13 protein-coding genes and 1 other annotated feature are annotated in these 20,671 nt (G+C 59.1%); of the genes, 10 read left to right on the plus strand and 3 right to left on the minus strand.

Annotation, left to right across the window (positions count from 1 at the left end; all coding sequences use genetic code 11):
• Window positions 1-196: 196 nt before the first annotated feature.
• The 3 genes from C4N24_RS04070 to C4N24_RS04080 all read left to right on the plus strand — a co-directional run bounded on the left by C4N24_RS04070 (window position 197) and on the right by C4N24_RS04080 (window position 6,139).
• Window positions 197-901: an ABC transporter ATP-binding protein gene (locus tag C4N24_RS04070; protein WP_112090421.1), complete on the plus strand. Its 705-nt coding sequence runs from the start codon at window positions 197-199 to the stop codon at window positions 899-901.
• Entirely contained in the window at window positions 895-4,173 is a 3,279-nt protein-coding gene (locus tag C4N24_RS04075; RefSeq protein WP_112090422.1) for an ABC transporter permease, read from the plus strand. The genes C4N24_RS04070 and C4N24_RS04075 overlap by 7 nt, the downstream gene beginning before the upstream one ends.
• Before the next feature lie 676 nt (window positions 4,174-4,849).
• The gene (locus tag C4N24_RS04080) at window positions 4,850-6,139 is read left to right on the plus strand and encodes an O-acetylhomoserine aminocarboxypropyltransferase/cysteine synthase family protein (RefSeq protein WP_015536893.1); all 1,290 of its coding nucleotides are present in this window, start codon (window positions 4,850-4,852) and stop codon (window positions 6,137-6,139) included.
• A gap of 176 nt (window positions 6,140-6,315) precedes the next feature.
• Here C4N24_RS04080 and C4N24_RS04085 read toward each other — a convergent pair whose 3' ends face one another.
• Together C4N24_RS04085 and ftsH are read right to left on the minus strand one after the other, a co-directional pair.
• On the minus strand, window positions 6,316-6,930 hold the full coding sequence (locus tag C4N24_RS04085; RefSeq protein WP_112090423.1) for a transcriptional regulator, IclR family protein: 615 nt from the start codon (window positions 6,928-6,930) through the stop codon (window positions 6,316-6,318).
• Window positions 6,931-7,103: 173 nt separating this feature from the next.
• Window positions 7,104-8,954, minus strand: a complete 1,851-nt coding sequence (gene ftsH, locus C4N24_RS04090; protein ID WP_112090424.1) for an ATP-dependent zinc metalloprotease FtsH — start codon at window positions 8,952-8,954, stop codon at window positions 7,104-7,106.
• 250 nt (window positions 8,955-9,204) lie between these two features.
• Window positions 9,205-9,471 (plus strand) — a binding site (T-box leader).
• 215 nt (window positions 9,472-9,686) lie between these two features.
• Between ftsH and C4N24_RS04100 the strand changes: the two genes are divergently transcribed.
• The 4 genes from C4N24_RS04100 to leuB all read left to right on the plus strand — a co-directional run bounded on the left by C4N24_RS04100 (window position 9,687) and on the right by leuB (window position 14,644).
• Window positions 9,687-11,339: a 2-isopropylmalate synthase gene (locus C4N24_RS04100; protein WP_112090426.1), complete on the plus strand. Its 1,653-nt coding sequence runs from the start codon at window positions 9,687-9,689 to the stop codon at window positions 11,337-11,339.
• A gap of 183 nt (window positions 11,340-11,522) precedes the next feature.
• The gene (gene leuC / locus C4N24_RS04105; protein WP_112090427.1) at window positions 11,523-12,782 is read left to right on the plus strand and encodes a 3-isopropylmalate dehydratase large subunit; all 1,260 of its coding nucleotides are present in this window, start codon (window positions 11,523-11,525) and stop codon (window positions 12,780-12,782) included.
• An 18-nt stretch (window positions 12,783-12,800) separates the two neighbouring features.
• Window positions 12,801-13,283 carry a 3-isopropylmalate dehydratase small subunit gene (leuD, locus tag C4N24_RS04110; RefSeq protein ID WP_015536899.1) on the plus strand — a complete coding sequence of 161 codons (483 nt, stop codon included), beginning with the start codon at window positions 12,801-12,803 and terminating at the stop codon, window positions 13,281-13,283.
• Between the two features lie 287 nt (window positions 13,284-13,570).
• Window positions 13,571-14,644 carry a 3-isopropylmalate dehydrogenase gene (gene leuB, locus C4N24_RS04120; protein WP_112090428.1) on the plus strand — a complete coding sequence of 358 codons (1,074 nt, stop codon included), beginning with the start codon at window positions 13,571-13,573 and terminating at the stop codon, window positions 14,642-14,644.
• 115 nt (window positions 14,645-14,759) lie between these two features.
• Here leuB and yfbR read toward each other — a convergent pair whose 3' ends face one another.
• On the minus strand, window positions 14,760-15,347 hold the full coding sequence (gene yfbR, locus C4N24_RS04125; protein ID WP_112090429.1) for a 5'-deoxynucleotidase: 588 nt from the start codon (window positions 15,345-15,347) through the stop codon (window positions 14,760-14,762).
• Between the two features lie 138 nt (window positions 15,348-15,485).
• Between yfbR and C4N24_RS04130 the strand changes: the two genes are divergently transcribed.
• The 3 genes from C4N24_RS04130 to C4N24_RS04140 all read left to right on the plus strand — a co-directional run bounded on the left by C4N24_RS04130 (window position 15,486) and on the right by C4N24_RS04140 (window position 20,665).
• Complete coding sequence (locus C4N24_RS04130; RefSeq protein ID WP_112090430.1) at window positions 15,486-17,888, plus strand: YfhO family protein; 2,403 nt, start codon at window positions 15,486-15,488, stop codon at window positions 17,886-17,888.
• Between the two features lie 426 nt (window positions 17,889-18,314).
• Window positions 18,315-19,415: an ABC transporter substrate-binding protein gene (locus C4N24_RS04135; RefSeq protein WP_112090431.1), complete on the plus strand. Its 1,101-nt coding sequence runs from the start codon at window positions 18,315-18,317 to the stop codon at window positions 19,413-19,415.
• 305 nt (window positions 19,416-19,720) lie between these two features.
• Window positions 19,721-20,665 (plus strand): ABC transporter permease, encoded by a 945-nt coding sequence (locus tag C4N24_RS04140; RefSeq protein ID WP_112090432.1) that lies wholly within the window; start codon window positions 19,721-19,723, stop codon window positions 20,663-20,665.
• Window positions 20,666-20,671 lie beyond the last annotated feature (6 nt).

The raw sequence follows: 20,671 nt of genomic DNA on the forward strand, positions 1-20,671 counted from the left end.
GCTGACAATGCCCGCCGCGCGGCTTTATATCTCGGGACACCGGAACGTCTGCGGACGCTCCGGTGTCCCTTTTTATGTTTTGCGGCGGCTTGTGTTAAGTTTTTGAAAATTCGTGCCGGGGGCTTTGCAAATTCCGGTGGATTTATGCTATATTTAAATTGAAATATTTTGCATTCTGACAGAAAGGAAAAACGCCATGGAGCATTTTGTGGAGTTTGAAGATGTCTGTAAATATTACCAGACCGGCAGTGTGAAGATCGCTGCCGCAGACCACCTGAATTTCTATGTGGACAAGGGCGAGTTCTGCATCATCGTGGGCCCCTCCGGCGCGGGCAAGACCACATTGCTGAACATTCTGGGCGGCATGGACAGCTGCGACGAGGGCAACGTCTGGCTGGACGGCCGCAACGTGAGCCGTTTTTCTGCCCGGGAACTGACCACCTACCGCCGGTACGATGTGGGCTTTGTGTTCCAGTTCTACAACTTGGTGCAGAACCTGACCGCGCTGGAAAACGTGGAGCTTGCCAGCGAGATCTGCCGCGACCCGCTGGACCCCGCCGAGACCTTGCGCAGCGTGGGGCTGGGCGAGCGGCTGAACAACTTCCCGGCGCAGCTTTCCGGCGGCGAGCAGCAGCGGGTGTCCATTGCCCGCGCACTGGCCAAAAACCCAAAGCTGCTGCTCTGCGACGAGCCCACCGGTGCGCTGGACTACCGCACCGGCAAGCAGGTGCTGGGTCTTTTGCAGGATACCTGCCGCAAGACCGGACGCACCGTCATCGTTATTACCCACAACACGGCACTGACCGGTATGGCTGACCGCATCATTCAGGTGCGCAGCGGCCGCATCGTGTCCAATCAGGTCAACGAGCACCCGGTGCCGGTGGAACAGATCGAGTGGTGAGAACTGTGCAGAAAAGTTACCGCAAAAATATCCTGCGCGAGATGAAAAGCAGCATCAGCCGGGTGGTGTCCCTGTTTGGCATCGTGGCGCTGGGGGTGATGATGCTTACCGGCCTGATGTGCATTGCTCCCGATATGCGCACCGCGGCCCAGAAGTACTATGTGCAGCAGAATGTGTTCGACCTGCGGGTGCTGTCCACCCTTGGCCTTAGTCAGGGCGATATCAGCGCCATTGCCGCTGTGGACGGCGTGGACGCCGTGCAGGCGGTAAAGTATCAGGACGTGGAAGGACACTGGACAGGGGACGAGCAGACCACGGTGGCGCGGCTGTATCAGCTGCCTGCCGACCCGCAGGCCGATACGCCGGAGAATATGAACCGCTTGGTGCTGCTGTCCGGCCGGATGCCGGAAGCTGCCGGGGAGTGCGTGGTGCACGTGATGGGTCATGGCAGCCCGGTGGAGCTGGGCACCCAGCTGACCCTGCCGGAAGAGACCGAAGGGGTCAGCGGGCAGGTGTTCACGGTGGTGGGCACGGTGCAGGACCCGCTGCATTTTTCCACCGATTCCGAGAGCAGCACCGTGGGCGATGGCCAGCTGGACTGCATCCTGTTTGTGCCGGAGGGCACTTTGACCGCAGATTATTATACGGTGTGCTATATCAAGGCGGAAAACGCCGGGCTGTATGATAATTATTCGGATGAATATCAGGCCGCAGTGGATGCCGTAGCGGAAAAGCTCAAGGCTATCCAGAGCGTGCAGTGCACCGCCCGGCGGGAAGAGCTGATGGACACCGCCAACGACAAGCTGACCGAAGCGCGCGCGGAGTACGACAGCCAGAAGGCAGAAGCCGAGCGCCAGTTTGCCGAAGCCGAGACAAAGCTGGCAGATGCGCAGCAGCAGCTGGATGCCGCCAAGGCGCAGCTGGAAGCCGGGGAAAAGGAGCTTGCCGCCCAGAAGGCTGCCCTGCCGGACACCATGCAGAGCGGTGCCGACCAGCTGGTGAGCAGCGAAGCGCAGGTGTTGGAGTTTGAGGAACAGTTACAGCAGATAGAACTGCTGGTCAACCTGAAAAAGGTGGCCGACCCCTTGCTGACCTACGCGGAAGCCGCCCTGCGCAATGCCGAAAAGGCGCTGGACGAAGCCGAGCCGGAGGACGAGGATTACATTGAACTGCGGGATGCGCTGGCCAAGGCGCAGGCCGCTTACGACAACATCTATAACCAGCTGCAGGGCTATCAGCAGCAGCTGGACGCGGGCAAGCGGCAGATGTACAAGCAGGGGCTCATCTCCTCGCCGAACCTTTCCAACGACCAGCTGGTGACCGAAGCCAAGGCTGCGCTGCGCAAGATGAAATTGCAGCTTTTGCAGGGACAGTTGCAGCTGACCACCGGAACAGCCAGCGCCTACACCCAGTTCGATGCCGCACAAAAGCAGCTGGAAGAGGGCTGGGCAGAGTATAACGCCGGGCAGACCCAGCTGGAAGCTTCCCGCACCGAGTACGAGAGCCAGAAAGCCGATGCACAGCAGAAACTGGCAGACGGCCTTGCCCAGCTGAACGATGCCGAGGAGCAGGTGAGCCAGATCAAAAAGGGCGAGTGGTATGTGCTGGACCGCACCTCCACCATGAGCTGCGTCACCTTTGCCCAGTACGCCGACCGCATGGACGCCATTGCCCGGGTGTTCCCGGTGTTCTTTTTCCTTGTGGCGGCGCTGGTGGCTACCACCACCATGACCCGCATGGTGGACGAGAACCGCCTGCAGATGGGCACCTTAAAGGCGCTGGGCTACTCCAATTTCAGCATCGCGGGCAAGTATTTGTTTTACGCGATGCTGGCCACCATTCTGGGCAGCATTATCGGCATGGTGGTGGGCTTTGTGGTATTTCCCATCATTATCTGGAACGCCTATCAGCTGGTGTTCACCCTGCCCACCTTCACCCTGCGCTTCTACCCGGGTATGGCAGCTGCCAGCGTGGGCATCAGCGCCGCCGTCATCGGCTTTGCCACATGGTACGCCTGCCGTTCCAGTCTGGCCGAAAAGACCGCAGCCCTGCTGCTGCCCCGGGCTCCCGTGGCGGGCAAACGCATCCTGATGGAGCGCATCACCCCGCTGTGGTCCCGGATGTCCTTCTCCCAAAAGACCACCGCCCGCAACCTGTTCCGGTATAAAAAGCGGTTCTTCATGACCGTGCTGGGCGTGGCGGGCTGCACCGCGCTGCTGCTCATCGGCTTTGGCATTCAGGATTCTCTGCTGCCCATCGTCACAAAGCAGTCCACCGAGCTGACCCACAACGATATGTCCATCACCCTCAGCGACCCCAAAGCCCTGACCATGGAGCAGGGGCTGGCAGAGGAGCTGGACGGCAACAGCGCTGTGCAGAACTGGGGCGCGGTGTATACCAAATCCACCACCATCTACAATGCCGAAGGCGAGAGCGCCAGCGTGAGTATCGTGGCTGCCGCCAAGGACAGCGACCTGACCCGCTACGTTACCTTCCGCACCCGCAAGGGACACAAGGCCATCAGCTTTGACAGCGGCAGCGCCATCCTGACCGAAAAGACCGCCGAGAATCTGGGTCTGCACACCGGCGATACCTTCTGGGTGGAAAACGCCGAGGGCACCCGGGTGGAACTGACCCTGACCGGCATCACGGAGAACTATATGTTCACCCGGCTGTACCTCCCCCGCGCACAGCTGGAAAGCCTGCTGGGCACGGCGGAGATCCCGTGGAACACGGTCTACGGTCAGACAAGTTGCACCGATGCTGCCGGGTATAACGCCCTGCGCACCGACCTGCTGGACTGCAACTACGTCAGCAGCATCAGCTTTACCGAGGACACCACCGAACTGTTCGATAACCTCATCGTCAGTCTGGGCTATGTGGTGGTGCTGATCATCATCTGTGCGGCGGCGCTGGCGGCTGTGGTGCTGTATAACCTGATCAGCGTCAACCTTGGCGAGCGCAAAAAGGAGCTGGCGACCATCAAGGTGCTGGGCTTCTACGATCAGGAGGTGTACCGCTACATCTTCCGCGAGATCGAGCTGTTGGCGCTTATCGGCTCCGGCGTGGGTCTGGCGCTGGGTGTGCCGCTGCACAAGTTCATTGTGTTGACCGTGGAGATGGATCAACTCATGTTCATCCGCACCATTGCTCCCCGCAGCTACCTGCTGGCGGTGGCGCTGACCATGGTGTTTACCGTGGTGGTCTGCTTTGTGATGCGGCGGCACGTCCGGCGCATCAGCATGGTGGAAAGCATGAAGGCCCCGGAGTAATGTTTACAGCGCATTCATAAAATAAGCATAATTTCGTATGATTTTTCGGGTATCATAAAATCACCGGGAGGGGGAAAGCCGCAAGCTCCCTCTCAGGGACATGATTCCTCCTATACCCCAAACCAAATACCGCAAAAGGCCGCGCCTTGTCTGAACCAGCAGATGAGACGCGGTCTTTTGTGTGTAGGATACGTCTGCAGTGCACCGGCAGAGGAGATCGTTTTTGCCAAACTGTGCAAAAAATACGGGCAGCACAGGCGGATATATCATGCAAAAAATACATCCTTGAAAAAAGTGGAATTAACCTATTGACAAACTAGGTAGAACGGGATATAATGCAAACATCCAATCCACCAGTCTTGTAGGGAAATGAAACAGAGGTTCCCCGGCGGGCGGAGACCATAGAGGGATGGAAAAGTTTTACCGGAAGGAGGGCACAAAGATGAAGCTGATCTGGAAAGAACTGCTGCACGCGAATTATCGCTGTGGGCGAATGCATACCCACCGGGCACCGGCATCGGATGTGTACTGTATGTTGCCCTCGGCTGCGCGAATGTGTACCCGAATGTGACAGCAGCTCCGGTAGACCACACTGCCCGGTGCGCCTTTGAAAACGCATCGGGATTTTTTACACACAATAATAATACTATTAGTATATAAATAGAGGTAAATAACAATGTCTGAATATAAATTTGAGACCCTGCAGCTTCATGTCGGTCAGGAGCAGGCCGACCCCGCCACCGATGCCCGTGCGGTGCCCATCTACCAGACCACGTCTTATGTATTCCGCAACAGCCAGCACGCCGCAGACCGCTTTGGTCTGGCCGATGCAGGCAACATCTACGGCCGTCTGACCAACTCCACGCAGGATGTGTTCGAAAAGCGCATTGCAGCGCTGGAGGGCGGCGTGGCAGCACTGGCTACCGCTTCCGGTGCAGCTGCCATCACCTACACCATTCAGGCACTGGCACAGGCCGGTGACCACATCGTGGCACAAAAGACCATCTACGGCGGCAGCTACAACCTGCTGGCACACACCCTGACCCAGTTCGGCGTCAACACCACCTTCGTGGATGCCCACGACCTTGCACAGGTGGAAGCAGCCATCCAGCCCAATACCAAGGCTGTGTATCTGGAAACGCTGGGCAACCCCAACAGCGACATCCCGGATATCGACGCCATTGCAGCCATCGCCCACAAGCACGGCCTGCCGCTGGTCATTGATAACACCTTCGGCACCCCGTACCTCATTCGTCCCATCGAGCACGGCGCAGACATCGTGGTGCACTCTGCCACCAAGTTTATCGGCGGTCATGGCACCACGCTGGGCGGCATCATCGTGGACAGCGGCAACTTCGACTGGAAGGCCAGCGGCCGTTACCCCAACATTGCTGCCCCCAACCCCAGCTACCACGGCGTCTCCTTTGCAGATGCCGCAGGCCCTGCCGCTTTCGTCACCTACATCCGCGCCATCCTGCTGCGTGATACCGGCGCTACCATCTCCCCCTTCAACGCCTTCCTGCTGCTGCAGGGCACCGAGACGTTGAGTCTGCGCATCGAGCGTCATGTGGAGAACACCAAAAAGGTGGTGGAGTTCCTTGCTAACCACCCGCAGGTGGAAAAGGTGAACCACCCCTCGCTGCCGGATCACCCGGATCACGCTCTGTACCAGAAGTATTTTCCCAACGGCGGCGCATCCATCTTTACCTTTAACATCAAGGGCGGCCGCGAGGAAGCCTTTACCTTCATCGACAACCTGAAGATTTTCTCTCTGCTGGCCAACGTGGCGGACGTGAAGAGCCTTGTTATCCACCCGGCCTCTACCACCCACAGCCAGCTGACCGACGCCGAGCTGGCCGAGCAGCAGATCTACCAGAACACCATCCGCCTGTCCATCGGCACCGAGCATATTGATGACATCCTTGCCGATCTGGAAGCCGGTTTCGCAGCCGTCCGCGGCAAGTAACTAGCGATTCTCTTTCCCGCAAGGGGAGTGTGATCTTCCTTTTATTCCTGTCCAAGCCTCCATAAGCGTACGACAAGACCCCCGGCGCCCGCCGGGGGTCTTGTCATCATAAAAAAAGTGGTTCAGAAACGTCTGTGGGCGTTTCTGAACCACAAATTATATTGCCGTTTTTCCGATTAGCGGCCGATCAGCAGGTCGCGGCGGCAGCGCAGACCCACAGAGAGGGTGGCGCTGCTGCCCAGATGCCGCAGGGTGACGCGGGTACCGGACTTCTGTCCCTCGCACAGCAGCGAGAGGTTCAGGGTGGTGGTGTTCTTCTCGGTCACCAGCACCAGCGTTTTCACGCCGCTGGCCTGCAGCGCCTGCATATCCTCGATGGTGGTGCGGAAGGTAGCCACTTCGGCGGGCACGTCCAGCGTCAGCACGCCGTCCTTCTGGCGGGCGGTGTACAGCAGCTGCTTGCCCAGCAGACCCTTGACGGTGTAGCGCGCTTCGGTCTTTGCGGTGTCAGCCAGCTCGTCACCGGAGATCAGCATAATGTTGCCCTGAACGGGGTTGCCCTCCGGGGCACCGTAGCCGCCGTAGCTGGGGTCCTTTTCCCCCACGGCAACGTCGGCACTGTGCAGTGCAATGTCACCCTGCACCATCTGCTCCTGCGGGGGCAGATAGCCCTCCACGCAGGTAGAATCCACCTCGGCGGCAAATGCACCTACGCTCAGCATGGCGGCGGCACACACCGCCACAGCGGCACAGCTCAGGGTACGGACAAACTTTTTGTTCAGCATCTTCATAGGAAATACCTCCTGAAAACGGCAGCCGCAGGGACTGCCTTTGTTTTTTGCATCATAATCGTTTTTTAAACCATGGTTCAGCTGCGGCGCATCCACAATGGAAAACCGCCGTATCTGCTTTGTAAACGGATACGGCGGCCGGATTATTGCAAAAGATTCAAAAATTTTTATTTTCAGGGATTTTCCGGTTTGTTTTCTGCATCATCGCGGTTGAGGATATCCATGAATTCCTCGCCGGTGATGGTCTCCTTCTGGTACAGATACTGTGCCAGCTCGTCCAGCTTTGCGCGGTTCTCGGTCAGGATGCGGATGGCCTTTTCGTGCTGGGTCTTGACCAGCTCTACCACCTTCTGATCGATCTCGCACTGGGTCTGGGCACTGCAGGCCAGCGAGGTATCGCCGCCCAGATACTGGTTGTTCACGGTTTCCAGTGCCACCATGTCAAATTCATCACTCATGCCGTAGCGGGTCAGCATGGCACGGGCAAGCTTTGTAGCCTGCTCGATATCATTGGACGCGCCGGTGGTGATGGAGTTGAAGGCCACCTCCTCGGCAGCGCGGCCGCCGGTCAGGGTGGCGATCTTGTTTTCCAGCTCGGCCTTGTTCATCAGGTAGTGGTTGCCCTCGTCCACCTGCATGGTGTAGCCCAGTGCGCCGGAGGTGCGGGGGATGATGGTGATCTTCTGCACCGGGGCAGAGTTGGACTGCTTGGCTGCCACAAGGGCGTGGCCGATCTCGTGGTAGGCTACGATGCATTTTTCGTGATCGGTCAGGATGGAATTCTTCTTCTGGTAGCCGGCAATGACCACCTCAATGCTCTCCTCAAGGTCGGCCTGGGTCACGCTCTTGCGGCCCGCCCGCACGGCACGCAGGGCGGCTTCGTTTACAATGTTGGCCAGCTCTGCGCCGGAGGCACCGGAGGCCATGCGCGCCACGGTGTTGAAGTCTACACCCGGGGCGATCTTCACTTTTTTGGCGTGTACTTTCAAGATCTCCTCGCGACCCTTCAGGTCGGGCAGCTCCACGGGCACACGGCGGTCGAACCGGCCGGGACGGGTCAGAGCAGGGTCGAGGGAATCCGGGCGGTTGGTAGCCGCCAGAATGATGACGCCGGTGTTGCCCTCAAAGCCGTCCATCTCGGTAAGCAGCTGGTTCAGGGTCTGCTCGCGCTCATCGTTGCCGCCAAACTGGCCGCTGTTGCGCTTCTGACCAATGGCGTCGATCTCATCAATGAATACGATGCAGGGCGCTTTTTCCTTGGCCTGCTTAAACAGGTCGCGCACCTTGGAAGCACCCATGCCCACGAACATCTCCACGAACTCCGAACCGGAGATGGAGAAGAAGGGAACGTTGGATTCGCCTGCCACGGCCTTGGCCAGCATGGTCTTGCCGGTGCCCGGAGGGCCTACCAGCAGAATGCCCTTGGGCATGGAAGCGCCGATCTCTTCATACTTCTTGGGGTCGTGCAAATAATTGACGATCTCCTGCAGGTTCTCCTTGGCCTCGTCCTCACCGGCAACGTCCGCAAAGCGGATGCCGTGGGTGGACTGCACATAGACCTTTGCGTTGGATTTGCCCGCGCCGCCGAACATCATGGCACCCGGGCCGCCGCCTGCCTTTTCCATCAGCTTTTTGTTCATCTGGTTGCCGATGAAGCTGAACAGCAGGATGGGCAGCACGAACCACAGCAGAAAGCTGAGCACCGGCGAACCCTGCTCCACGATCTCGCTGGAGAACTGCGCGCCCGCGTCGTACAGGCGCTCGGTCAGGCCGGGGTCGTTCATCAGGCCGGTCTTGTAGATCTGCTTGTTGTCCTTATCCGTAAAAATGATCTGGTTGGACTGGATATCCACCTTGCCGATGTTTTCCTGCTCGGTCATGCTCATAAAGGTGCCGTAGTCTACCTCCTGCACCTGACGCTCGGCCAGCCACGGCATGACCACAAGGTTGATGACCAGCAGCACCAGCAGCACGATGGCATAGTAGATGGCCAACGGCTTTCTGGATGGCTTGACTTCTTTCATGGGATGTTCCTCCTTATAAGGTGGGCTTCCACCCGTTTGCTGCGTCCAGTATACCACATCCTGCCGCCCGGCAACAGCGCAGCGAGGGCAACTTTGCAAAAACTTAGCAGTTTCTTAACAAAGAGGGGAGAATCCCCAATTCTGCATGATTTACCCTATGATATTATGAAATGCTTTCATCTTTATCCTGAACGAAACTTCTTGACACTTTCTGGCGGGCGTGCTAAAATTATCTCACTTTCAAAAAAGTGCAAATGCGTTGACGGGGATAAAACGATCTTTTTTCTGCGTGCAGAGAGCCGCCGGGTGGTGCAAGGCGGGTGCAGAGAACTTCGGATACTGGCCTCCGAGCGGCAGAACTGAACGGACAAGTAGGTTCTGACGGACGCCCACCGTTACAGGGGCAGCGATTCGCCGTTTTGGCCGATCGTGCAAAGTGGCTGTACCTGACCGTACAGCAAGGAGAGTGGTACCACGGGTGCCCTGTAAAAGCAATTTACAGGCTCTCGTCTCTCAAGGTTTTCGCCTTGAAAGACGGGAGCCTTTTTGTATGCGGATATCCCTTCAGGCATCGCTACGCGATGCCAGCTCCCCCAAGGGGGCGCCTTTGGGCAGTGCCGCAAACTTTACCGCATTCCGGAAAGCCGTCCCCTTGGGGAAGGTGGATGCCAGTGAAACGAGCAGACGGAAGGGGTGCATTTTTATGCACCACAACATCAGGAGGACAACAGGATGATGGACGCTACCAAGTACGCACCGGGGTACTACCCGGTACCCGCCGGTTATGACAGCTGGGTAAAAAAGGACCATATTGAAAAGGCTCCCGCATGGTGCAGCGTGGATCTGCGGGACGGCAATCAGGCGCTGATCGTGCCCATGAGCCTTGCAGAAAAGCTGGAGTTCTTCCAGATGCTGGTGAAGATCGGTTTCAAGGAGATCGAGGTGGGCTTCCCCGCCGCCAGTGAGACCGAGTACGAGTTCCTGCGCACCCTGATCGAAAAGGATATGATCCCCGCCGATGTCACGGTGCAGGTGCTGACCCAGTGCCGCGACCACATCATCCGCCGCACCTTCGAGGCAGTCAAGGGCGCACCCCGGGCGGTGATCCACTTCTACAACTCCACTTCCGTGGCGCAGCGGGAACAGGTGTTCCACAAGTCCAAGGAGGAGATCAAGCAGATCGCTGTGGACGGCGCAAAGCTGGTAAAGCAGCTCAGCGAGGAGTACGAGGGCAATTTCCTGTTTGAGTACAGCCCCGAAAGCTTTACCGGCACCGAGGTGGACTACGCCGTAGAGGTGTGCAACGCCGTGCTGGATATCATGCAGCCCACCCCGGAGCGCCCCATGATCATCAATCTGCCGGTGACCGTGGAGATGAGTATGCCCCATGTGTACGCCAACCAGATCGAGTATTGCGACAAGCACCTGAAGTACCGCGACAGCGTGATCATCTCTACCCACCCCCACAACGATCGCGGCACCGGCGTAGCCTGTGCCGAGCTGGCAGTGCTGGCGGGTGCACAGCGCGTGGAGTGCTGCCTGTTCGGCAACGGCGAGCGCACCGGCAATGTGGACGCCGTAACGCTGGCCATGAATATGTATAGCCACGGCGTAGACCCCAAGCTGGACTTCTCGGATATGCCCGCCATCTGCGCCACCTACGAGCGGGTGACCCGGATGCACATCTACGAGCGCACCCCCTACGCCGGGCAGCTGGTATTTGCCGCCTTTTCCGGCAGCCATCAGGATGCCATTGCCAAGGGTATGGCGTACCGCAAGCAGACCGGCGAGCACCGCTGGACCTGCCCCTATATCCCGGTGGATCCCCACGACATCGGCCGCACCTACGACGCCGACGTCATCCGCATCAACAGCCAGAGCGGCAAGGGCGGCATCGGCTTTGTGCTGGAACAGAACTACGGCTACAATCTGCCCCCCAAGATGCGGGAGGCACTGGGCTACAAGGTCAAGAGTGTGTCCGACCACAGCCACAAGGAGCTGAGCGCCGCCGAGGTGCTGCACATCTTCGAGGATACCTACCTCAACCGCGCAAAGCCGCTGAACGTGGTGGAAGCCCACTTTGCACAGGTAAACGGCATTACCGCCACGGTCACGCTGGAACTGAACGGCCAGCGCAAGGTGGTCACCTCGGTGGGCAACGGCCGTCTGGATGCTGTAGCCAACGCCATCCAGAGCGCCACCGGCATGGACTTCCATCTGGAAAATTACTCTGAGCACAGTCTGGACGAGGGCTCTACCTCCCGCGCAGCCTCCTATGTGGGCCTTGTCTGGGGCGACAACACGGTCACATGGGGTGCCGGTACCGACACCGACATCATTGTGGCCGGTATCCGTGCCCTTGTCAGCGCGATCAATAATCGATAAGGAAAACTCCCCCAGTCTGCTACGCAGACAGCCCCCTCTGGGATGGGGCCTTTGGCAAAACCAGAAAGTTTTCCTTCTCGCCAGAGGCTCCCTCACCGAGGGAGCTGGCAGCACCGTCAGGTGCTGACTGAGGGAGTTTGGACAGCGTACTCATGTTTTGAAAGTAAAAAGGAGAAAACTACCATGGGAATGACCCTGACGCAGAAGATCCTTGCCGCACACGCCGGACTGCCGGAGGTCAAGGCAGGCCAGCTGATCAACGCAAAGTTGGACATTGTGCTGGGCAACGATATCACCACCCCGGTGGCCATCAACGAGTTTGAGCGCGCCGGTTTTGACCGCGTGTTTGATAAAGAGCATATCGCCATCGTGCTGGATCACTTTGTGCCCAATAAGGATATCAAGAGCGCTACCCAGTCCAAGCAGTGCCGGGAATTTGCCAATAAATACGATATCCTCAACTTCTACGATGTAGGCCAGATGGGCATTGAGCACGCCCTGCTGCCGGAAAAAGGCATCGTCACCGCCGGCGACTGCGTGATCGGCGCGGACAGCCACACCTGCACCTATGGTGCACTGGGTGCCTTCTCCACCGGCGTAGGCTCTACCGATATGGCCGCAGGCATGGCCACCGGCATGGCATGGTTCAAGGTGCCCTCTGCCATCAAGTTCGTGCTCACCGGCAAATTCAATCCCCGGGTGTCCGGCAAGGACCTGATTTTGCACATCATCGGCATGATCGGTGTGGACGGCGCACTGTATAAATCCATGGAGTTCACCGGCCCGGGCGTGGAAAGCCTTACCATGGACGACCGCCTGTGCATCTGCAACATGGCGATTGAAGCCGGTGCCAAGAACGGCATCTTCCCGGTAGATGAGGTGACCAAGGCTTATCTTGCAGGCCGCAGCCAGCGCCCGCCGGTGTTCTACGAAGCCGACCCTGATGCCGTGTACGAAAAGACCATCGAGATCGACCTCGGCGCACTGGAGCCCACCGTCAGCTACCCCCATCTGCCCGAGAACACCCATGTTGCCAGCGAGGGCAAGGACATCAAGATCGATCAGGTGGTCATCGGCAGCTGTACCAACGGCCGTCTGGAGGACATGGAAGCCGCCTACAACATCCTCAAGGGCAAGCACATCGCCAAGGGCGTGCGCGGCATCATCATTCCCGCCACCATGGCAGTCTATAAGGAGTGCATCCTGCGGGGCTGGACCACCGCCTTTATCGACGCAGGCTGCATCGTATCCACCCCCACCTGCGGCCCCTGTCTGGGCGGCTACATGGGCATTCTGGCAGCGGGCGAGCGCTGCGTTTCCACCACCAACCGCAACTTTGTGGGACGCATGGGTCATGTGGACAGCGAGGTCTATCTGGCCTCTCCCGCCACCGCCGCCGCCAGCGCCCTGACCGGCTGCATCACCGACCCGCGCACGGTCTGACCCGAAAGGAGCATGAGCATGAACGCAAGAGGTTCTGTTTTCAAATACCCGGATAACGTGGATACCGACGTCATCATTCCGGCACGCCACCTGAACACGCAGGATGCCAAGGAACTTGCCAGCCACTGCATGGAGGATATCGACAAGGACTTTGTGAACCGGGTGCAGCCCGGTGATATCATGGTGGGCGGCTGGAACTTTGGCTGCGGCTCTTCCCGCGAGCACGCGCCCCTGTGCATCAAGACCGCCGGTATCGCTGTGGTCATTGCCAAAAGCTTTGCCCGCATCTTCTACCGCAACAGCATCAACATCGGCCTGCCCATCATGGAGTGCCCGGAGGCTGTAGACGCCATTGAAGCAGGGGACACCGTTCAGGTGGACTTTGACACCGGCGTCATCACCGACGAGACCAACGGCAAAGTGTTCCACGCCGAGCCTTTCCCGCCCTTTATCCAGAACATCATCTCCGCCGGTGGTCTGATGAAGGCCATCCAGAAATAACCCCATCCCCATCCGTGAAAATGTGTTTGGAGCGACCCGCGTTTGCGCAGCAATGAAAGCCCCAGTGGGGCTTTTAAGCGGCAGAGCGGTCTGCGTTAGCAGATGGAAGGGCCTTCGCCCTGACAAGCTCCGCAGGCCGCGACAAACACGAAATATAAATAAAAATTCCGCTGATTATGCGCAGAGCAACGCGGAGCGCATTTTAAATCGTCCATCCCCCAAAGAGGGCGTAAGGCTTTGAGAGAGTGGGGCTATCAGGGGCGTTTTGAGCATAGAAGGAGTGCCTCATGGAAAAAAATATTGCTGTCATCTGGGGCGATTGCTCCAGCCCGGAGATCGTAAAGCAGACCCTCCGGGTGCTGGATAAGGTGGCCGAAAAGTACGGCCACACCTTCCACTATACCGCTGCCGCCATGGGCGGCGAAGCCATTGATAAATACGGCGACCCGCTGCCCCAGCACGAGCTGGATAAGTGCCTTGCCGCCGACAGCGTGCTGCTGGGCGCGGTAGGCGGCCCCAAGTGGGAGGATCTGCCCGGGGAGCAGCGGCCGGAAAAAGGTCTGCTGCGGCTGCGTGCCGGGATGGGGCTGTACGCCAACAACCGCCCGGCGAAGATCTGGCCGCAGCTGGCGCCTGCCAGCCCCCTGAAGCCCGAGATCGTGGCACAGGGCATTGATTTTATCATCGTGCGGGAACTGATCGGCGGCGTGTACTTCGGCAATCACGAGACCCACACGCTGGAAAACGGCGAAAAGCAGGCCGTGGATACCATGCCCTATGCAGAGCACGAGATCGAGCGCATTGGCCGCATCGGCTTTGAGACCGCCCGCAAGCGCCGCAAAAAGCTGTGCTGCGTGGACAAGGCCAACGTGCTGGACACCAGCCGTCTGTGGCGCACCGTGATGCACCGGCTGCAGGCCGAGTACCCGGACGTGGAGTACAGCGAGATGTTCGTGGACAACTGCGCCATGCAGATCGTGAAGAACCCCGCCCAGTTTGACGTCATCGTTACCGAGAATATGTTCGGCGATATCCTGTCGGACGAAGCTTCCATGATCACCGGCTCTATCGGCATGATCCCGTCCTCCAGCCTTGGTGACGGCACCCGGGGTCTGTACGAGCCCATCCACGGCTCTGCTCCGGACATTGCGGGCAAGGACATCGTAAACCCCACCGCCTGTATCCTTTCTGCCGCCATGATGCTGCGGTACTCCTTTGGCATGGCAGCAGAAGCCGATGCCATTGAGAACGCCGTGAGCCGTGTGCTGGACAAGGGTCTGCGCACTGCCGACAATATGAGCGACGGCTGCACCTGCCTTGGCTGCACTGCCATGGGCGATGCCATTCTGGCAGAGCTTTAAGCCGCAGCGCGGGACGATTTGAAATGCGCTCCGCTTCGCTTTGCGCATAGATAGCGGAAAACATATTTTTATCAGAGCAATGCCGGACAGCCAACAGGCTGTCCGGCATTGCTTTTTATGGCTTCGTCAGCTCGTCCAGATTCTGGGTGTAGCAGGGCAGGCAGTGCTCCAGAAACCAGTCGGCTTCCGGGCAGTGCATGGCCTGCAGCGCAGTGCGCTGCTGCGTGAGTGCGGCGTCAAATTCGTGGTTGCCGCTGCGCTGCTCCTCGGTGCATTTGATCAGCGCACTCAGCCGGTCGGCGGCTTTGAGCAGCCGGTGCTCCTCTGCCGTCAGGGCGCTGCCGTCCATGCAGGGGGTCAATTCTGCGGCCAGTTCTGCGGGCAGCAGGGCTGCCATGGAACGCACGCTCTCGGTCTCCAGCGCCTTGTAGGCGTCCCGCAGCGCCGCGGAGTGGTACTTGACCGGCGTGGGCATATCCCCGGTAATGATCTCCGGTGCGTCGTGGTACAGCGCCGCCACCGCCACCACCTCGGGGCGGCAGGGCGTGCCGGTGTAGTGTTTGGCAATCAGGCACAGCAGGTGCGCCAGCAGCGCGGTGTCGCAGGTATGCTCGCTGAGGGATTCCGCCCGGGTGGAATGCATCAGGCTCCACCGGGTAATGTACTTCATGCGCGCCAGTAAGGCGCTGAAGGGATACAGCATAACAATACGCCTCCTTTTCTTCACCATACCCGCCGGGCGCTTGGTTGTCAAGCCCTTTTTTCTTGTACGCCGCCGTGCTATACTACAAGGTGTCATCAAATCCACTTCCGCGCCGGTGCGCGGAGAAAGAGGAACGCTATGGAAAAGTTTATAAAGCCACGGCTGCTCACACCAATCGGGCAGAGCCATAAAAAATTCTGGCAGGCGGCGGGGCTGTGCGCCCTGACGGCGGCCATCTTCTTTTTACCCTTCTACCTCCTTGACGGTGGTTTTTTCCACTATGCCGGCGATTTCAACAGCCAGCAGATCAGCTTTTACCGGTATATGAACGGCTTCGTCAAGGGCGCGGGCTACCCGGACAGCGCCTTTGCCGGTGCGCCGCGCAATACCTTTTCGTGGGCGACTGACCTTGGCAGCGGGGTGATGAACGCCTACTCCTTCTACCTGTACGGCTCGCCGTTTTTCTGGCTGTCGGTGCTGCTGCCGCAAAGCTGGCTGCCCTATATGATGGTACCGCTGCTGGTGTTCAAGTTCGGCGTGGCGGGCGGCGGCGCGTACCTGTACCTGCGTCGCTACGTTAAAAACGCAAATTACGCCGTGCTGGGTGCCTGCCTGTACGCGCTTTCCGGCTTTGCGGTGTACAACGTGTTCTTCAACCACTTTGTGGATGTGGTGGCGCTGTTTCCATACCTGCTCTGGGCGCTGGACGAAGCCATTTATGAGGATCGTCACGGCCTGTTCGCCTTCTGGGTGGCGGTGAACCTGCTCAATAACTACTTCTTCTTTGTGGGACAGGTGCTCTTTTTGTGCATCTACTTTGTGTGCAAGCTTTCGGCGCGGGACTTCCGGCTGACCGGGCGCAAGTTCGGCCATCTGTTGTGGGAAAGCGTGCTGGGCGTAGCCATGGGCTGTCTGCTGCTGTTCCCGGCGGTGCTCAGTCTGCTGCAGAACCCGCGCACCATCGACCTTTCCTCCGGGTGGGGCTTCCTGACCTACTCCAAGGTGCAGCAGTATCTGGCCATCCTGCTCAGCTGGATCCTACCGCCGGACTCCCCTTATCTTACCTCGGTCTGGTCGGAGGGCGTCATCAAGTGGACGAGCATGACGGCCTATCTGCCGCTGTGCAGTCTGGCCGGTGCCATGGCCTACTGGCGCAGCCGGAAGGCAGACAGCAAAAAGCGCATCGTGGCGGTATGCGCCGTATGCGCACTGGTGCCGGTGCTGAACAGTGCCTTCTATGCTCTGAATTCCAGCTACTACGCCCGCTGGTACTATATGCCCACCCTCATCCTTGCTGCCATGACCGTGAACGCGCTGGAGGACCCGGACGTTGATCTGGATGCACCCGCCCGGGGCATCGGCTGGATCATGCTGGCTACGCTTGTTTTTGCGGTGGTGCCCGTGCGGGACGATACCACCGAGACATGGTCGCTGGGCGTGCTGAAAAACCCGGGACAGTTCTTTGTCGTGCTGGGCTTCGGACTGCTGGGGCTTATGCTGTACCGCGTTCTTTGCAGCAAGTGGCGGCAGGACAGCCGCTTTGCCCAGCGCATGACGGCGGCGGTGCTGGTATTTGCCTGCGTGTTTACCATGGTACACATCGGCATCGGCAAGTTCGGGCAGTGGTACACCGACAGCGACCTTGTGGAGCAGGACACCAACGCCTTGCTGTTGAAAAACGACCTGCCGGAGGGCGACTACCGGATAGACACCTACAAGATCCACGACAACATTGGGATGTGGCTGGATAAAAGCTGCCTGCAATACTTCGGCAGCACGGCTGCCCCCAGCATCCTCAGCTTCTACCCGGGTCTGGGGGTCAAACGGGACGTGCGCAGCGAGCCGGAGATCGCAAACTACGCGTTGCGCGGCCTTTTGAGCGTGGAGTACCTCATCACCACTCCGGAAAAGCGCGAGAGCTTTGAGGACGAAGCAGACGCGGGCTGGACCTACCTTGCCGATGTGGACGGCTACGCGCTGTACCACAACGACAACTATGTGCCCATGGGCTTTACCTACGACTACTATGTGACCAAAGCTACCTACGAAGCTTCGGTCAAGGCCCTGCGCTCCAACCTGCTGATGCGGGCGCTGGTGCTGGAGGACGAGGATGTGGCGCAGTACGGCCAGTACCTGACCGAGCTGCCGGACGCCATGCTGGATGACCTGCACTACGACAGCTACACGCAGGACTGCGCCGACCGCCGCGCCCACAGCTGCTCGGTGTTCCAGATGAATAATGCCGGTTTCCATGCCGAGATTACGCTGGACAAGGCAAACCTCGTCTTTTTCTCCGTGCCCTACGACGACGGCTTTACCGCCTACGTCAACGGCGAAAAGGCCGATATCCTTCAGGTGGACGAGGGACTGATGGCAGTGCTCTGCCCGGCGGGTGCAAGCAGCATCGACTTTGTGTATCAGGCCGCCGGGCTTTCCGCCAGCCGGGTGGTCACCGCCGTGGCAATTCCGGTGTGGGTGGTGTACGTTGCCTGCTTTGTGCGCCGCAAGCGCCGCAGCACCGGCACCCCGGCAGAAGAATGACTTTGACCGGGCAGAAAAATAAAAATTTTAAATTTCCTCTTGACTTTACGAAGATAAAGTGTATAATGCAATCAAACCGATGAGGCGGAAGAGAACCTGCACAGCGCATCTGCAGTGAGCCCGGACAGTGCAAACGGGCGAAAGCGGGGCAGAGATTCGTGGGCCGCCGAGGGCCGGGCAAACGGGCAGAAGCCCTAGTAGCTTTGGACGGAAGTCTCCGTTATAGGACAGGGGAGTGTTGGCTCTCCGTGAGTGGCTCTGCTGTATTGGATGCAGAGCAAGCAAGGTGGCACCGCAGAATCGTAATTTACCGATCCTGTCCTTGTGGATAACACACAGGGACAGGGTTGTTTTGTTTTAAGACCCGTCCCGCAAAGGGAGCGGGTCTTTTGATTTGCCGCCCGCTCCGGGAAAGGAGTTACCACTATGAAAAACCTGAACATGATCTCCCGCCGCAGCTTCCTGAAGGCCGCTCTGGCCGCTTCTGCTGTTTCTGCCATGGCACTGACCGGCTGCGGCAGTGCTGCTTCCAGCACCGCCTCCAGTGCAGCGGTCTCCTCCTCTGCAGCTGCTTCCGGCAGTACTGCCGCCGCTGGCGAGACCTTCAAGGTGGGCATCGTCAACTATGTGGACCACGCCTCCCTCAACCAAATCGTAGAATCTGTGGAGAGCCGTCTGGACGCCATCGGCAAGGAGAAGGGTGTCGCCTTTGACTACGCCGATTACTATGCCAACGCACAGGCCGACCAGTCCAACCTGAACCAGATCGGTGCAGACCTTGTGGCTGACGGCGTGGACGTGATCGTGGCTGTGGCCACCCCCACCGCCGCTACCATGCTGGCCGCTGTGGAGGACACCGACATCCCGGTGGTCTACTCTGCCGTGACTGACCCCGCCGCCGCCGGGTTTGACGGGGAGGAGAACATCACCGGCACCTCCGATGCCCTGAACACCGACGCCATCATGAACCTGATCGTGGCGGCAAACCCCGGCATTGATACCATCGGTCTGTTGTACGACCTGAGTCAGGATTCCTCCACGCAGGCCATTGCGGACGCCAAGGCCTTCTGCGAGAAGAACGGCATCAAGGTGGTGGAAAAGAACGGCACCACCACCGCCGAGGTGCAGATGGCTGCCGAAGCACTGGTCGCCGCTGGGGTCAAGGCCGTGTTCACCCCCACCGACAACACCATCATGACCGCCGAGCTTTCCATCTATGAGAGCTTCATCGAGGCCGGTGTGCAGCACTACACCGGTGCCGACAGCTTTGCGCTGAACGGCGCACTGGTGGGCTACGGCGTGGACTACGTCCAGCTGGGCGAAGCCACCGCCGATATGGTCAGCCAGCTGCTGTGCGATGGCAAGACCCCCGCAGACCTGCCCTACCAGACCTTTGATAACGGCATCGTCACCATCAACACCGAGACCGCCGAAGCGCTGGGTCTGGATCTGGCTACCCTGAAGGAAGCCTTCAAGCCCTACTGCACCGAGATCTGCGAGGTGACCACCGCCGAGAACTTCTCCTGAACGCCCCGCTCTGTCAAAGCCTGACGGCTTTTCCGGCTCTCCCGCAAGGGAGAGCTTTTGGCAGTTCTGGGGGAAAGGTTCTGCTGCGCAAGGGCAGCATCCTCGCCCTCTCCGTCACCTGCGGTGCCACCTCTCCCAAAGGGAGAGGCCTTGGCAAAGAGATGAACTTTGCGTGGACTGCCAAGGGCTCCCACTTTGGGGGAGCTGGCAAATCCGTAGGATTTGACTGAGAGGGCGAGCCCGTTTACCTTTACGACCCCTCCCGTGAAAAGGGGATTCAAAAAAACATAAAAGGAGCATACACCATGCTGGCGAGTATTTTTTCCCTCAACGTTTTGCAGACAGCGCTGGAGCTGGGCTGCATCTACGGACTGGTGGCGTTGGCACTGTTTCTGAGCTACTCCATCCTGAATATTGCCGACCTTTCCACCGACGGCTGCTTTACGCTGGGCTGCGCCGTGGCCTGTCAGGTGGCGCTGACCGGTCACCCCATCCTTGCACTGGCGGCAGCCATGGCTGCGGGGGTGTGCTCCGGCTTTGTCACCGCCTTTTTGCAGACAAGGCTCGGGGTGGAAAGCATTATGGCCGGTATCATTGTCAACACCGGCCTATACACCATCAATCTGGCAGTGATGGGCTTCTCCTCCACCATGTCGCTGGTCAAGACCCCTACCATCTTCTCCATGGCAAAAACTTCGCTGGGCTTTCTGGGCAGCTGGTACAAGCTGGCACTGGCGGCAGGCATCATTGCTGTAGCCTGCGCGGCGATGCTGGGCTTTCTGGGCACGCGGCTGGGTCTTTCCATCCGTGCTACCGGCGATAACGCCGCCATGGTGCGGGCTTCCAGCATCAACCCTGCCTTTACCATCACGGTGGGTCTGTGCGTGTCCGGTGCGCTGTGTGCGCTGTCCGGCGGGCTGCTGGCACAGTACCAGAAAAGCTGCGATATCAATGTGGGCACCGGTATGGTGACCATTGCACTGGCTTCCCTCATCATCGGCGAGACGCTGGTGGGCAAGCGCACCATGCTGCGCCGCATCCTTGGCGTGGTGTTCGGCAGCTGTTTGTACCGCTTTATCGTGGCCGTGGCGCTGCGGTTCAACGTGCCCGCCGCGGCCATGAAGCTGGTTTCTGCCATCATTGTGGCAGTGGCCATCTCCATGCCCGCCATCCGGGAGCACTTCGCCTTTGAAAAGCGCCGGCACGCCGCCCGTGCCCGCCGCACCGTGACCAACAGGGAGGGACAGTAACATGGA

Source organism: Faecalibacterium prausnitzii (assembly GCF_003287405.1).
GTDB lineage: Bacteria > Bacillota > Clostridia > Oscillospirales > Ruminococcaceae > Faecalibacterium > Faecalibacterium intestinale.

What these genes read in the sequence shown, in the direction of transcription:
- C4N24_RS04070 (WP_112090421.1), top strand. Translation starts at nt 197, where the DNA reads ATGGAGCATTTTGTGGAGTTTGAAGATGTCTGTAAATATTACCAGACC.
- C4N24_RS04080 (WP_015536893.1), top strand. Translation starts at nt 4,850, where the DNA reads ATGTCTGAATATAAATTTGAGACCCTGCAGCTTCATGTCGGTCAGGAG.
- C4N24_RS04085 (WP_112090423.1), bottom strand. Translation starts at nt 6,930, where the DNA reads ATGAAGATGCTGAACAAAAAGTTTGTCCGTACCCTGAGCTGTGCCGCT.
- ftsH (WP_112090424.1), bottom strand. Translation starts at nt 8,954, where the DNA reads ATGAAAGAAGTCAAGCCATCCAGAAAGCCGTTGGCCATCTACTATGCC.
- C4N24_RS04100 (WP_112090426.1), top strand. Translation starts at nt 9,687, where the DNA reads ATGATGGACGCTACCAAGTACGCACCGGGGTACTACCCGGTACCCGCC.
- leuC (WP_112090427.1), top strand. Translation starts at nt 11,523, where the DNA reads ATGGGAATGACCCTGACGCAGAAGATCCTTGCCGCACACGCCGGACTG.
- leuD (WP_015536899.1), top strand. Translation starts at nt 12,801, where the DNA reads ATGAACGCAAGAGGTTCTGTTTTCAAATACCCGGATAACGTGGATACC.
- leuB (WP_112090428.1), top strand. Translation starts at nt 13,571, where the DNA reads ATGGAAAAAAATATTGCTGTCATCTGGGGCGATTGCTCCAGCCCGGAG.
- yfbR (WP_112090429.1), bottom strand. Translation starts at nt 15,347, where the DNA reads ATGCTGTATCCCTTCAGCGCCTTACTGGCGCGCATGAAGTACATTACC.
- C4N24_RS04130 (WP_112090430.1), top strand. Translation starts at nt 15,486, where the DNA reads ATGGAAAAGTTTATAAAGCCACGGCTGCTCACACCAATCGGGCAGAGC.
- C4N24_RS04135 (WP_112090431.1), top strand. Translation starts at nt 18,315, where the DNA reads ATGAAAAACCTGAACATGATCTCCCGCCGCAGCTTCCTGAAGGCCGCT.
- C4N24_RS04140 (WP_112090432.1), top strand. Translation starts at nt 19,721, where the DNA reads ATGCTGGCGAGTATTTTTTCCCTCAACGTTTTGCAGACAGCGCTGGAG.